Origin of the sequence: Dyella sp. BiH032, from assembly GCF_031954525.1 — a bacterium.
Taxonomy (GTDB): domain Bacteria; phylum Pseudomonadota; class Gammaproteobacteria; order Xanthomonadales; family Rhodanobacteraceae; genus Dyella_D.
Window position 1 is genome coordinate 3824975 of record NZ_CP134867.1, and the last position, 13471, is coordinate 3838445.

14 protein-coding genes are annotated in these 13471 nt (G+C 67.0%); 5 read left to right on the top strand and 9 right to left on the bottom strand.

Features of this window, described 5'->3' with window-relative positions; translation table 11 throughout:
• Positions 1 to 25 precede the first annotated feature (25 nt).
• A complete protein-coding gene (dksA, locus tag RKE25_RS16825) occupies positions 26 to 1123 on the bottom strand; it encodes an RNA polymerase-binding protein DksA (protein ID WP_311839247.1) in 1098 nt (365 codons plus the stop codon).
• Positions 1124 to 1187: 64 nt separating this feature from the next.
• Here dksA and yidD point away from each other — a divergent pair, with 64 nt between their 5' ends.
• From yidD to RKE25_RS16840, 3 genes are read left to right on the top strand one after another with little or no spacing between them, the layout of a single operon-like run.
• The gene (gene yidD / locus RKE25_RS16830) at positions 1188 to 1508 is read left to right on the top strand and encodes a membrane protein insertion efficiency factor YidD (protein WP_311839248.1); all 321 of its coding nucleotides are present in this window, start codon (positions 1188 to 1190) and stop codon (positions 1506 to 1508) included.
• Positions 1498 to 2835: a dihydroorotase gene (locus RKE25_RS16835; RefSeq protein ID WP_311839249.1), complete on the top strand. Its 1338-nt coding sequence runs from the start codon at positions 1498 to 1500 to the stop codon at positions 2833 to 2835. Before yidD ends, RKE25_RS16835 begins: the two co-directional genes overlap by 11 nt.
• Positions 2835 to 3653 (top strand): M23 family metallopeptidase, encoded by an 819-nt coding sequence (locus RKE25_RS16840; protein ID WP_311842418.1) that lies wholly within the window; start codon positions 2835 to 2837, stop codon positions 3651 to 3653. The genes RKE25_RS16835 and RKE25_RS16840 overlap by 1 nt, the downstream gene beginning before the upstream one ends.
• A gap of 49 nt (positions 3654 to 3702) precedes the next feature.
• Here RKE25_RS16840 and folE2 read toward each other — a convergent pair whose 3' ends face one another.
• The 8 genes from folE2 to efp form a co-directional block, all read right to left on the bottom strand.
• Positions 3703 to 4656: a GTP cyclohydrolase FolE2 gene (gene folE2, locus RKE25_RS16845; protein WP_311839250.1), complete on the bottom strand. Its 954-nt coding sequence runs from the start codon at positions 4654 to 4656 to the stop codon at positions 3703 to 3705.
• Between the two features lie 125 nt (positions 4657 to 4781).
• Positions 4782 to 5633 (bottom strand): squalene/phytoene synthase family protein, encoded by an 852-nt coding sequence (locus RKE25_RS16850; RefSeq protein WP_311839251.1) that lies wholly within the window; start codon positions 5631 to 5633, stop codon positions 4782 to 4784.
• Complete coding sequence (locus tag RKE25_RS16855; RefSeq protein ID WP_311839252.1) at positions 5630 to 6310, bottom strand: HAD-IA family hydrolase; 681 nt, start codon at positions 6308 to 6310, stop codon at positions 5630 to 5632. The genes RKE25_RS16850 and RKE25_RS16855 overlap by 4 nt, the downstream gene beginning before the upstream one ends.
• Positions 6307 to 7014, bottom strand: coding sequence for a bifunctional 2-polyprenyl-6-hydroxyphenol methylase/3-demethylubiquinol 3-O-methyltransferase UbiG (ubiG, locus tag RKE25_RS16860; protein WP_311839253.1), 708 nt, complete (start codon positions 7012 to 7014; stop codon positions 6307 to 6309). Before ubiG ends, RKE25_RS16855 begins: the two co-directional genes overlap by 4 nt.
• A gap of 40 nt (positions 7015 to 7054) precedes the next feature.
• Positions 7055 to 7309 carry a YciI family protein gene (locus RKE25_RS16865; RefSeq protein WP_311839254.1) on the bottom strand — a complete coding sequence of 85 codons (255 nt, stop codon included), beginning with the start codon at positions 7307 to 7309 and terminating at the stop codon, positions 7055 to 7057.
• Positions 7310 to 7317: 8 nt separating this feature from the next.
• Positions 7318 to 8658, bottom strand: coding sequence for a TRZ/ATZ family hydrolase (locus RKE25_RS16870; protein ID WP_311839255.1), 1341 nt, complete (start codon positions 8656 to 8658; stop codon positions 7318 to 7320).
• A gap of 3 nt (positions 8659 to 8661) precedes the next feature.
• Positions 8662 to 9465 carry a hypothetical protein gene (locus RKE25_RS16875; protein WP_311839256.1) on the bottom strand — a complete coding sequence of 268 codons (804 nt, stop codon included), beginning with the start codon at positions 9463 to 9465 and terminating at the stop codon, positions 8662 to 8664.
• An 81-nt stretch (positions 9466 to 9546) separates the two neighbouring features.
• Complete coding sequence (efp, locus tag RKE25_RS16880; protein ID WP_311839257.1) at positions 9547 to 10116, bottom strand: elongation factor P; 570 nt, start codon at positions 10114 to 10116, stop codon at positions 9547 to 9549.
• 84 nt (positions 10117 to 10200) lie between these two features.
• Here efp and epmB point away from each other — a divergent pair, with 84 nt between their 5' ends.
• Together epmB and RKE25_RS16890 are read left to right on the top strand one after the other, a co-directional pair.
• Positions 10201 to 11211 carry an EF-P beta-lysylation protein EpmB gene (epmB, locus tag RKE25_RS16885; RefSeq protein WP_311839258.1) on the top strand — a complete coding sequence of 337 codons (1011 nt, stop codon included), beginning with the start codon at positions 10201 to 10203 and terminating at the stop codon, positions 11209 to 11211.
• A gap of 134 nt (positions 11212 to 11345) precedes the next feature.
• Entirely contained in the window at positions 11346 to 13397 is a 2052-nt protein-coding gene (locus RKE25_RS16890; RefSeq protein WP_311842419.1) for an EAL domain-containing protein, read from the top strand.
• Positions 13398 to 13471: the final 74 nt, after the last annotated feature.

Consider the following 13471-nt stretch of genomic DNA (forward strand, 5'->3'; position numbering starts at 1 on the left):
TTGAAGAACCGGATATCGGCTCCGATCAGTCGCCCATCTGCTTCTGCAGATGTTCGCGGCGTTCCTGCGCATCCAGCGACAGGGTAGCGATGGGACGCGCTTCCAGGCGCTCCACGCCGATCTCCTCGTCGGTCTCTTCGCAGTAGCCGTAACGGCCTTCTTCGATCCGGCGAAGCGCCTTGTCGATCTTGGAGATGAGCTTGCGGTAGCGGTCGCGGGTGCGCAGCTCCAGCGAGTTCTCCGTCTCGCGCGTAGCGCGCTCAGCTTCGTCGCCGACGTCGCGGACCTCGTCACGGAGGTTCTCCATGGTCTGGCGCGACTCTTCGACCAGCTGATCGCGCCAATCCCGCAACTTGTTGCGGAAGTAGGCGAGCTGACGGGGGTTCATGTACTCCTCGTCGTCCGTGGGCTTGTAGCCCTTCGGCAGATCGATGGAGGTGGTGGAAGGCAGGGCATAGCGCCCGTCTTCCTTGGTGATGCCATTGTCGAGTACGGCTGTCGAACTATTCATCGAGGACTGCGGGGTCTTCTGTTTTTTGGAAGAGGTATGGCGCGCGGTGGCGGTTGCCACCTTGGGGGGCGCCACGGCGACGGCGCTCGCGACCTTGCCCGGAGCGGGCGCAGGTGCAGGCTTCGGTGTTTCCTTGCCGGTGACCGGTGCCGGAGCGGCGGCCGGAGCGGCGGTTTTCTTTACGGCCGCCGGCGAGGCGGCGGGCTTCACGGCCGGCTTGGGCGCCGCCTTCTGCGGCGGCTTGGCAGGCGCCACGACGGCCTTCCTGGGTTCCGGCTTCGCCGGGGCGGCCTTGGCGGGAGCCTTCTTCGCGACCGGCTTCGGCGGAGCGGCCTTCCTGGGTGCCGCCTTCACCGCAACGTTCTTCACCGCGGCCTTCTTGGCCACTGGCTTGGGAGCCGCCTTCTTGGCGACCACCTGCTTCGCGGGAGCCTTCTTGGCCGCCGGCTTCTTGGCCGGCGCCGGTTTCTTGGCGGGCGCTACCTTGGGAGCGGCCTTCTTGGCCGCCTTGGCGGCGACTTTCGACTTGCTGGTCTTGACCTCTTTAGCCTTGGCCGCAGTCTTTCCCTTCTGCGACTTGGCAGCTGTCGAACTACGCGTCGTTTTCGCCATTTCCCTTCACCATTTTGGCCTTGGCGGCCGGGTGTTATAGCCCATGTGACCTACCCCGGCAACCATGCATCTGGAATACTGCACGCTTATTTGCCGCAGGCTGTTTCGGCAGCGTCAAACCGTCGTGACACGACTCTTACTTCTACTGCTCGGTCTGTACAAGCGCCTGTTGAGCCCCCTGCTCGGCCCGCGTTGCCGGTTCCATCCGACCTGCTCGGATTATGCACGGATTGCCATCGCGCGCTTCGGGCCTCTGCGCGGCAGCCTGCTGACCGGCTGGCGTCTGCTGCGCTGCCAACCCTTGTGCGATGGTGGCGAAGATCCGGTCCCCGAGCAGTTCACTTTTCGCCGATGCCGCACTCACGAGGAACCTCATGTCCACTGACTGGCTGATCAAGAACGCCGAACTGGTCAACGAAGGCCGCCGCTTCCACGCCGATCTGCGCGTCAAAGGCGGACGTATCGAGACGATCGCCGGCGATCTCGACGCCCGCCCCGGCGAACAGGTCGTCGATGCCGCCGGCCTCTGGCTGCTGCCGGGCATGATCGATGACCAGGTGCATTTCCGCGAACCAGGCCTGACCCACAAGGCGGACATCGCCCACGAATCCCGCGCCTGCGCGGCCGGCGGCATCACCAGCTTCATGGAGATGCCCAACACCAAGCCGCCGGCACTGGACCGCGATTCCCTGGAAGCCAAGTACGCCCGCGCCGCGGAGACCTCGGCGGTCAACTACGCATTCTACCTGGGCGCCAGCAACGACAACCTGGAAGCGATCCGCTCGCTGGACCCGAAGGCCGCCCCGGGCATCAAGGTGTTCATGGGCGCTTCCACCGGCAACATGCTGGTGGATAACCCCGACGTGCTCGACGGCATCTTCCGCTACGCGCCCACGCCGATCATCACGCACTGCGAAGACACGCCGATGATCGACGCGCTGCACGCCAAGGCGCGCGAGAAGTACGGCGATGCCATTCCCGCCCGCGAGCACCCGCTGATCCGCTCGCGCGAGGCCTGCATCAAGTCCACCCGGCTGGCGATCTCCCTGGCGCAGAAGCACGGCAGCCGCCTGCACGTGCTGCATATCTCCACCGCGGACGAACTGGCGCTGTTCCAGCCGGGCCCGCTGAAAGGCAAGAAGATCACCGCGGAAACCTGCGTGCACTTCCTGCATTTCGACGATCGCGACTATGAGCGGCTAGGCTTTCTCATCAAGTGCAACCCGGCGATCAAGACCGCCAACGACCGCGAAAAGATCACCCAGGCCCTGGCGGAGGGCCGCATCGATGTACTGGCTACCGACCATGCCCCGCACCTGCTGGAAGAGAAGGCCCAGCTGTACGACAAGGCACCATCGGGCCTGCCGCTGGTGCAGTTCGCCCTGCAGGCGGCCTTGCAGCGGGTCTTCGAGGGCAAGCTCACGCTGGAGCGCGTGGTCGAAGCGGTCTGCCACGCGCCGGCGCAGCTGTTCGACGTGGCCGAACGCGGCTACCTGCGCGAAGGCTACGCGGCCGACCTCGTCCTGGTGGATCCGCATAAACCACACACGGTGCGGCGCGAGGAGGTGCTCTCCAAGTGCGGCTGGTCGCCGTTCGAGGGCGAGACGTTCCACAGCTCTATCGCCGCCACCTTCGTGAACGGCCAGCGGGTGTGGGACGGCCGCGAGGTCGACGCCGCGGTGCGTGGCCAGCGCCTGGCGTTCACTCGATGATGTGTCGCCGGCTGTCCGGCGCGCTGCTGTTACTGGGCGCGCTGGTGGCGCATGCGGCGGAACCGGTACTCCCCCTGCCCGCCGCCTTGTCCCAGGGCGGGCTGGCGGTCGCCCGCCTCCCCGAGGTTTCTCGCGCCAGCGTCGGCGGCAAGCTGGTGCGCGTCGGGGCGGACGGCACGTTCGTCTTCGGCGCGGGCCGCGACGAAAAAGGCCCGCTGGCGGTGAACCTCACCTACCGCGATGGTCACCGCGAGACCCTGCGCATCCCAGTGACGCCGCGTGACTGGCCGGTCGAACGCGTCAACGGCGTTCCGCCGAAAACGGTCAATCCGCCTCCGGACATCGCCGCGCGCATCCGCCGCGAGCAAGCCGAAGTCGTCGCGGCGAGGGATCGCGACGACGATCGTGAGGACTTCACGCAAGGCTTCATCTGGCCCGTGCAGGGCCGCATCAGCGGGCGCTTCGGCAACCAGCGTGTCTACAACGGCGATCCCAAGTCGCCCCACTCGGGCATGGATATCGCCGTACCGCAAGGCACGCCGGTGAAAGCTCCGGCGGATGGCCTGGTGACCTTCGCGCGCCCGGACCTCTACCTGACCGGCGGAACCGTGCTGCTCGACCACGGCTTCGGACTGAGCTCCAACTTCCTGCATCTCTCCCGCCTCGACGTGAAAGTCGGGCAGCGCGTGCGCCAGGGCGAGGTGATCGGTGCGGCAGGGATGACCGGGCGCGCCACCGGCCCGCACGTGCACTGGGGCTTCAACTGGTTCGGCGTGCGGCTCGACCCGCTGCTGTTGCCCGGTATCGCCGCCCCCTGAGTCCAGGGGTACCGATGTCGCGCCGCCCTCCGGCCGGTACGGCGGCAGCTCAGGCCTGCGGCACGCTGCCGAATCCGCCAGCCACGCCCTTGCTGGCGTAGGCCACCGCGTCGTGGGGATGCAGGCTTTCCTGGTGCTCCACGCGAATGTGGAAATCGCCCAGGTTCGCATCGGCGTCCAGTGCCTTCTGAATACGGCGCGCGGCATCCTCGCAGAACATCAAGTTGCTGCCGTTGGCGAGCGCGAAGGCCTGTTCGTCTTCGCGCTTCACCGCGGTCTGCACCGGCGTGCCGAGGGCCTGCTCGACGCGGTCTACCAGGGCGATCAAGTTGAATTTCCCGCCTTCCGCGATCCGTACGCGCAGTCGCGCCACGCTGCGCTGTGCGTGCGGCGTGGCGAGGATGCCGCGCTCGGACCCCAGCCAGGCCAACACGGTGGCGTGGTCCAGGGGGCGGGATGCGTCGAAGTCCTGCGCGAACTGCTCCTGGATGAGCTGACGGGAAAGGGCCGCCGATGCCGGGCAGGTGGAGGAATAGACGACTTCCGTGCCGTATTCGAGCAGGAACGCCTCGCCCACCAGGCTGGCCTCGATGCATACCGGGTACGCCCGCCAGCCGCTGTTGCCGCTGCGCAGCGCGGGGCGGCGCACCAGTTGTTCGAAGCGGATGCTGAGGCAGGCGCGGTCGGAAAGGTCCTTGTGCGACTCCAGGAAGCTGCCGAGCAGGTCGCGCAGCGCATCGGCCGTGAGGGGCCGCGCGCTGAGCGCGCGCTCCACCAGCAGATAGAGACGCGACATGTGAATGCCGCGCTTGTCCGGCCTATGCAGATTGACGAACGCCCCAGCCCTGGCGCTGGCGCGATGGATGTCGCCATCGCCGGCATCGAAACTCACTGGCACTTCGATGCCGTCCATGCCGACCCAGTCCAGCGCACCGGCTAGATGCGGCTGAGCGTGGTGGGCGACATCGGGCAACAGGCGAACGGTGTTTTCCTGGGTATACATGGATGGACCCTTGAAGCCATGCGTGGAGCGCGCCTCGTCTTCCTCGATCCCGGAGCAGATACTCCTCTGACCACCGTGATGGGCGCGACAGCGACGCAAAAAGGAAACCCCGCGTTTCCGTGCCCTCAGCCGGTTACTTTCCGCCAACGCCGCGCGGCGCGCCATGCCTGCCATGCTGTGCTGGGGCCGCTGCGCCCCTGTCCAGCACGCAGCGTCGCCAGCGGATCCACGGCCTTGCCCGCCCGTCCGGCCAGGGACTGGCCGGCGTCCGATTCCAGGCTGCGGAATACGCTGAGCGGGCCGGGCAGGCGCTCGGCCTCGCGCCAGGCCGTCGCCAGGTCCTGCAGTTGCGCCCGGATCGCCTGCTCGCGCGCAGGATGGTCGCCACGCAGTTCAGCGCGACTGAGTCCGAAGCGCGCCAGCCGCGCCATCGGCAGCGGCAGGCGGTCGCGGTCGGCGTCCTCTTCGACGCGCAGCAGGGCGAACAGCAGGTGGGACAGCGTGGCGACGCGAGCCGCACGCACGCTCGACGCACTGCTGCCGTACCACCACGCCGTCTCCAATGCGGCGAGCGCGCCATGCAGCTGGCCGCCCGCGTTGACCTGCGCATCGAAATCGGCGGCCGTGCCCTCTTCCAGCTGCGCCATGGCAGCCAGCACGGGAGCCAGCCAGTGCTCGGCCGATACGGCGTGCGCGCGCTCGTCGTCGAACAGCACCTGGGTCAAGGGATGGCGCCCGCCGGAGGCAGGAGCGCCGGAGAGTTCCTCGGCCCACCAGTTGAGCTTGACGGCCGCTACCTGGGGTTCGCGGATGCCGTAGGCGGCGGAGAGCAGCTCCTGTTCCAGCGCGGCCAAAGCAACGTGCCCCGGGTAGCGCGCAGGATCCACGAACGCCAAGGCGATGCGCTGGCGCGGCTGCACGGCCAACCACTTGTCGACGTAGCTCTGCAGCGGCCCGCCGAGTTCCTCGGGATTCATGCCGCCACCGTGCCCCGCTGCAGCAGCGCGGTCAGGTCCGAGGGCTTGTCCAGAACGATATCGGCGCCCCACTCGTGGGGATTGCCGCCATCCAGGTATCCCCAGCTCGCAGCGACCGTATAGAGCCCGGCGCCGGCGCCCGCCAGGACGTCGCGGCGATCGTCGCCCACGAACAGGCAGCGAGCGGGCTCCAGCCCCGCCCGCTCGCACGCCAGCAGCACCGGCGCGGGATCGGGTTTCTTCACCGGCAAGGTGTCGCCCGACACCACGGCGCCGGCACGCTCGGCCCAGCCGATCTGGCGAACCAGTTCGTCAGTGAGGAAACCGGGCTTGTTGGTGACGATGCCCCAGCGCAGGCCCTGCGCCTCGATTAGCGCGAGCAGTTCGTCCACGCCGTCGAAGGCGCGGGTCTGGCGGGCCATCACGTCCTGGTAGATCTCCAGGTAACGCGGCACCAACGCGAGCCGGGCGGCGTCGTCGAGGTCGGGGAAGCCGCAGGCCAGGATCGCGCGCGACCCGCGCGACACCACCTCGCGCACGGGCGGGAAGGCGGGCTTCGGGGCGCCCTCCTCCAGGCACAGGATGACCAGTGCGTCGTAGAGGTCGGCGGCGCTGTCGAGCAGCGTGCCGTCCAGATCGAACAGGACGCCTTGGACATCGGAGGGGTATCGCTTCATGCAGGCTTGCGTGCGCAGAGCACGTAGTTGATGGAAGTAATGCGGCTGAGCCACGCTTTGCGGTTCACCGGGTTGTAGCCGAGGCCGGTGACGTCCTCCAGTTCCAGCCCGGTATGGCGCAGCAGGCGCCCCAATTCGGATGGCTTGAGGAATTTGCCATAGTGGTGCGTTCCGCGCGGCAGCATGCGCATCAGGTATTCCGCGCCGAGAATGGCTGCGCCGAACGCCGCAGGCGTGCGGTTGATGGTGGACATGAACACCAGCCCGCCCGGCTTGACCAGCGCGGCCAGATCGGCGACCAGTGCGGCCGGGTCCGGCACGTGTTCGATCAGCTCCATGCAGCACACGGCGTCGAACGAAGCCGGCTCGGCGGCGGCCAGCGCAGCGGAGGACTGCACGCGGTAGTCGACCTGGAGTTGGGACTCATGCAGGTGCAGCCGAGCCACATCGATGACCTTTTCGCCCAGATCGATACCGGTGACCTGGGCGCCGGCGCGGGCCAGTGCCTCGCTCAGCAGGCCCCCGCCACAGCCCACGTCGACAACGCGCGCGCCGCGCAGGTCCAAGCGCGCGGCCACGTAGCCCAGCCGCACCGGATTGAGATCGTGCAGCGGGCGCGATTCGCCGTCGGGATCCCACCAGCGGGCGGCGAGCTTGCCGAAGCGGGCGATCTCGTCGGGGCTGACATTGGGCGAGGCTTGCATGGGGGGTACCTCTTGGGGGCTTGCGCGGGGAGCCCGTAGCTTAACGCGCGTTCCACTCGTGCACGGTGAAATCCCAACCGCCACTCAGGTAGGCCGGGTCCGCGTGCACGGTCTGCATGGCCTGCTCGATATCTTCGGCGAACAGCAGATAGGCGCCGCCGGAGCCATCGGAGAAGCCGCCGGACAACTCCAGCCTGCCGCCCGCGCGCAATCCTTCGAGAAAATCGCGATGGGGCTGCACGGCGGCCGGGTCGAACCTGGCGTTGCGCATGACGAGCACGAGGTAACGGTTCATGGCGATCCTCAGGCCGACGCGTCGATCGCGGCGATGCGCTCGCGCCACGCACGGGTGCGGGCATGGATGCCATCCACGTCCATGCCCACCAGCGTGCGGCCCGCCAGCTTGCGATGGCCCGCGATCCAGACGTCAGTGACCTGGTGGCGGCCGGTGGCGTACACCAGCTGCGACGCGACGTGGTACAGCGGCTGGGTTTCCAGGTCCGACAGCCGCACTGCCGCCAGGTCGGCCTGTTTGCCTGGTTCGACCGAACCGATCTTCGCGTCCAGGCCCAGCGCCCTGGCGCCGTTCAGCGTAGCCGCGCGCAACGCGTAGGCCGCGTCGAAGGCAGCGGCATCGTTCGAGACCGCCTTGGCCAGCATGGCCGCCGTGCGCATCTCGCCGAACATGTCCAGGTCGTTGTTCGACGCGCAGCCATCCGTGCCGATCGCGACGTTGACGCCGGCGAGGCGCAGTTTTTCGGCCGGGCAGAAGCCCGAGGCCAGCTTGAGATTCGATTCGGGGCAATGCACCACCGACACGCCCGCCTCGGCGCAGGCGGCGATTTCGCCGTCGGTCATCTGCGTCATATGGACCGCGATCAGCCGGTCGTTGACCAGCCCCAGCTTCTGCAGGCGCTGGAATGGGCGGAGCCCGGTCTTTTTCTTTTCCTCTTCCACCTCGTGTGCCGTCTCGTGCGTATGCAGGTGCACCGGAATGTCGAGCTGGTCGGCGAGCAGGCGGATGCGCTCGAAGCTCTGGTCGGACACCGTGTAGGGCGCATGCGGCGCGAAGGCGGTGCTGATCAGCGCGTCGCCGCGGAAGCTATCGTGCACTTCGGTGGCGCGCTCGAAATATTCGTCCTGGGTTTTGGCCCACGCCGTGGGGAATTCGATCACCGGCAGACCGACCGCGGCGCGGAAGCCTAGGCGGCGATAGGTGGCGCCGATCACGTCGGGAAAGAAGTAGTTCTCGTTGGCGCAAGTCGTGCCGCCGCGCAGCATTTCGGCCACGGCCAGTTCCACGCCGTCACGCACGAATTCCGGACCGATCACCTGCCCTTCCACCGGCCAGATGTGCTTCTGCAGCCACACCATCAGGGGAAGATCGTCGGCCAGCCCGCGCAGCAGCGTCATGGGGTTGTGCGTATGCGCATTGACCAGGCCAGGCATCAGCACGTGCTCGCCCAGCTCGACGCGTTCGCGCGGGGCATAGGCCGCGCGTGCATCAGCGATCGGCAGCAGCGCGACGATGGCGCCCTTGTCGACGGCCACCGCATGATGATCGAGCACCACGCCATGCGGCTCGACGGGGATGACCCAGCGCGCCTCGATGAGAAGGTCAATGACGGTGCTGCCGGGGTTCATGCATTACCTCGCCGAAGTGGGGTACCAGAAGTTGCGGAACATATCGATGCCATAGGACTGGCCATCGTACTTGAGCACAGTGCGGGCGACGCGCTTGCCCGTGTCCGTGTAGTCGCCATCCTTGCGCTGGCTCTGCGTGATATGCGCGGTGACCGACAGGTCGGCGAAGCCGTGGCTGGCGGTTTTTTCCACCGCGATGGTCATGTGCGCGGACTCGCTGCGCGCATCACCGGCGGCGGCGCCGCAAGCCGTACCCTCCACGCTGACCCAGCCATCGAGATTGGTGCCGAACACTGCCCGCAGACGCTTGCCGTCGCGAACCCACAGGGTCAGCTCGTCCGAGGCCTCGGCATCGGGACAGCTCGGGCCGCGCGCGGCGCTGATGAACACGACGCCGAAGGCACGCACGTCCGGCGAGAGCCGATACGGCGCGGCGTCGATGCGGTAGCTGCCGACGGCCGTGAGGGCATCCTCCTCGATCTCCGACCGTTCCGCCGCGACCACCTTGCCCGCCTCGACCAGCGCGATGATCTGCAGCTTGCTGCCCGTGTCACCGCCGCGCCCTTCATGCTTGGTGTCGAACGCGATGGCGGCGATCGTGGTGCCTGGCGCGTTGGGCATGGCCTTGCAGGCCGAAGCGGCGATCAGTCCGTCTTCCTGGTCCCAGGACACCAGTTTGCCCTTGACCGCACCCCATCGGGCGACGGCTTCGACGATGCGGTCGTCGCAAGCCTGGGCATCATCGGCATGCACCCATGGCGCCAGCAACAGCGCGAGCAGCGGTAAGACGCGGACGTTCCTGTGCATGAGTGGCCTTTCCTTGCAGCCCATAAAGCAAACGGCACGGCGCCCGAGGACTGCCGTGCCGTTCCGATGCCGCGCGTCGCCTTACTTGCCGACGCGGCTGACGTATTCGCCCGTGCGGGTGTCGACCTTGATCACTTCGTCCGTGCTGACGAACAGCGGCACGCGCACCACGGCACCGGTTTCCAGCGTGGCCGGCTTGCCGCCGCCGCCGGAGGTGTCGCCGCGCAGGCCCGGATCGGTCTCGGTGATCTTGAGCTCGACGAAGTTCGGCGGCTGCACGGCGATGATCTCGCCATTGAACAGCGTCACCACGCACTCCTCCTCGCCCTTCAGCCATTTGGAGGCGTCGCCGACGCCGACCTTGGTGGCCTGGTGCTGCTCGAAGCTCTCCTGCTGCATGAAATGCCAGTATTCGCCGTCGGAATACAGGTACTGCATGTCGGTATCGACCACGTCGGCGACTTCGAAGCTGTCGCTGGACTTCATGGTCTGCTCGGTGGTGCGGCCGGTCTTCAGGTTGCGGATGAAGATGCGGGTGAAGGCCTGGCCCTTGCCCGGCTTGATGAAATCCGCGTCGGTGATGACCCACGGGTCGTTGTTGTGAAGGATCTTCATACCCTTCTTGACGTCGTTGAGACCGACGGTGGCCATGCGCTTCTGCTCCAGAGGTGACGCCGCTCCATGGCGGCTACAATAGGGGTTTCTCCGGGCCATGGGCCCGACGTAAGGCCCGCTATGATAACCGCAAGCTCCTCCGCCCGCCTATCGCCGCCCCTGACCGACTGGCGCGAACTCTGGCGCACCGCCGTCACCGACGCGGGCGAATTGCTGCAGATGGTCGGCCTGGAACACCTGAGCGGGCGGCTGCCCGCCGACGACGCGGGCTTCGCCCTGCGCGTGCCCCGCGGCTTCGTGGACCGCATGCGTCCGGGGGATGCCAACGATCCGCTGCTTCTGCAGGTCCTGCCCCAGCTGGCCGAGCTTGACGCGGCGCCTGGCTTCGTCACTGACCCGGTGGGCGACCTGGCCGCGCGGGAAGCCCAGGGCCTGCTCCACAAGTACGACGGCCGCGCCCTGCTGATCGCCAGCGGCAGCTGTGCGGTCAACTGCCGCTACTGCTTCCGCCGGCATTTTCCCTACGGCGAGGAGATGGCCGCGGCCGGCCAGTGGCGCAAGGCGCTGGAACACGTGCGGCAGGACAGCTCGATCTCGGAGCTGATCCTCTCCGGCGGCGATCCGCTGGCACTGTCCACCGCCAAGCTGGAGGAGCTGACCCGGGGCCTGGCAAGCATCCCGCACGTCACCCGCCTGCGCATCCATACCCGCCTTCCGGTGGTGCTGCCGGAGCGCATCGACGACGCTTTCCTGGCCTGGTTCCGGGACGTTCCACTGCAGAAGGTGGTCGTGCTGCATGCCAACCATGCCAACGAGTTCGACGCCTCCGTGGACACCGCCTGCAGGCGCCTGCGCGAAGCGGGAGCGACGCTGCTCAACCAGTCCGTGCTGTTGCGTGGAATCAATGACCGGGCCGATACGCTGGAATCGCTTTCCGAGCGGCTGTTTGCCGCAGGCGTTCTGCCCTACTACCTGCACCAGCTCGACCGGGTACAAGGCGCTGCCCATTTCGAGGTGGACGACGAGCGGGCCATCGCCCTGGTCGAAGCCATCCGCCGCCGCCTGCCCGGATACCTGGTGCCGAAGCTGGTCCGCGAGGTCGGTGGGGACGCTTCCAAGCGTCCTGTCTGAGCGACTGCGCGCCACGTCACCCTAAGGATATTTCCGCTGGCGGTTGACCGGGGAATCCGTTAAAACCGAACGTCGCCGGCTCGCGCCACGCCGGCCGGCCTGCCCAAGGCGCCCATGGACAGTACGACGTGCCAATGAAGACAGACCTGGTCATCAAGATTCTTTTCATCGAGAAATCGGTCGAAGACGCGGAACAGATCGTCAGCCTGCTGCGGAACAACGGCATTGCCGTACGCCCGGCGCGGGCCACCAGTACTGACCAGGTGCAGGCGGCGCTGGAAGAACTCGGCCCGGATATCGTGCTCTACGATCCTTCGGTCGGTTCCGTGGACCTTCCGGACCTGATCCGTCAGCTCGATGCGCATGGGCGGGATCTTTCGCTGATTGCGGTGGTGCCGCAGGTGGACAACACCATCGTGTCGGACTTCTTCGTCAACGGCGTGCGTGCCATCGCCCTGCGTCCGCAGCCCAAGCAGCTGCTGGCCGTCGTGCAGCGAGAGTTCGAGTCGCTCAACACCCGCCGCCAGCTGCGCCGCCTGGAAACCGCACTGCGCGAATCGGAGCGTCGCTGCGACGCCCTGCTGGATTCGTCCAACGATCCCATCGCTTACGTGCACGAAGGCATGCACGTGCGCGCGAATCAGGCTTACCTGGAAACCTTCGGCTACTCCGATTTCGACGAGCTGCTTGGTCTTCCCGTGCTGGACATGGTCGGCTCGACCGACGCCGACGAGTTCAAGACCACGCTCAAGAGCCTTTCGCGCGGCGAAAAGCCTACCAGCCCGGTGGAAGTGCAGGCGCGCCGCGCCGACGGCAGTACCTTCAAGGCAACGGTGGAGTTCGCCCACGCTACGTTCGAGGGCGAGCCCTGCCTGCAGATCGTGTTCCGCCGGCAGCTGGTGGACCCGTCGGTACTCGAGCAGTTGCAGCGGGACCCGGTCACCGGCCTGTTCAACCGCGCCCGCATGCTGGAATGCGTGGACCAGGCCGTGGCCGCCGCGACCGAAGGCACTAAGGGCCAATCCCTGCTGCTGATCGAACCGGACAACTGGCAGGGCATCGTGTCAGGCATCGGCCTGGGCAAGGCGGACGAGCTGCTGGCGGCCTTCGCTGCGCGCATCAACAACCTGCTCGGACTGGAAGACACCGCCGGCCTGCTTGCCGAACACACCATCGGCGTCATCCTGCACTCGCGCAACGACGATGGCATCAAAGAATGGATCGCCAACCTGCAGCGCGCGGTGGCCAACGAGATCTTCGACGTCGGCACGCGTTCGCTGACCGTCACCACCAGCATCGGTGGCAGCCTGCTCGGCGAGAGGAACGCCAATACGGAACTGCTGCTGGAACAGGCTGGACAGGCCCTGCGCAACGCACAGAGCCTCGGCGGCAACCGTTTCGACCTGCACGACCCGGCCGCGCGCGAGAAGGCGGATGCCGAACGCGAACGCTATTGGCTCGGCCAGCTGAAGCAGGCCCTGAGCCAGGACGAGTTCGTGCTGTATCACCAGCACATCATCAGTCTGCAGGATGCGGAGGGCGAGTTCTCGGAGATCCTGCTGCGCCTCAACGGTCCGCAGGGCGAGGTGTTGCCGGGCTTCTTCATGCCTATCGCCGAGAAGTACAACCTCACGCCGGCCGTCGATCGCTGGGTGCTCAACCAGGCCATCCAGGCACTGACGGCGCGCGAACGCTTCGCGTCGCCGACGACCTTCTTCGTCAAGCTCACCTCGGGCTCGCTGCAGGACGAACAGCTGCTTCCCTGGCTCAGCGCACGCCTCAAGCAGGCCAACCTCAAGCACGGCAAGATCGTGCTGGAGATGACCGAGAGCAAAGTGGTCACGTCACTGCGGCCCGCGCAGGAATTCGTACGGGCCTGGAAACAGCTTGGCGGCCAGTTCGCGCTGGAGCAGTTCGGCTCGGGCCTCAACTCGTTCCAGCTGTTGAATCACATCGACGCCGACTACCTGAAGATCGACCGCAGCTACATGTCCAACCTGCCTCAGCAGCCGGACAGCCAGAAGAAGGTGGCCGAACTGTGCCGCCAGGCGCGCGAGATCAAGCGAATGACGATCGCCGAATGGGTCGAGGACGCGGCCAGCACTTCGCTGCTGTTCGCCTGCGGCGTGGATTTCGTGCAGGGCAACTTCCTGCAGGAGCCCCAGAGGCTGGCCATTACGCCATGACGGCGCCTGCTGGCCGGGCCCCGGCCAGCAGAGCGATCATCGCTCCCCCGCGGAGGGCAATGCAGGGCACCCTA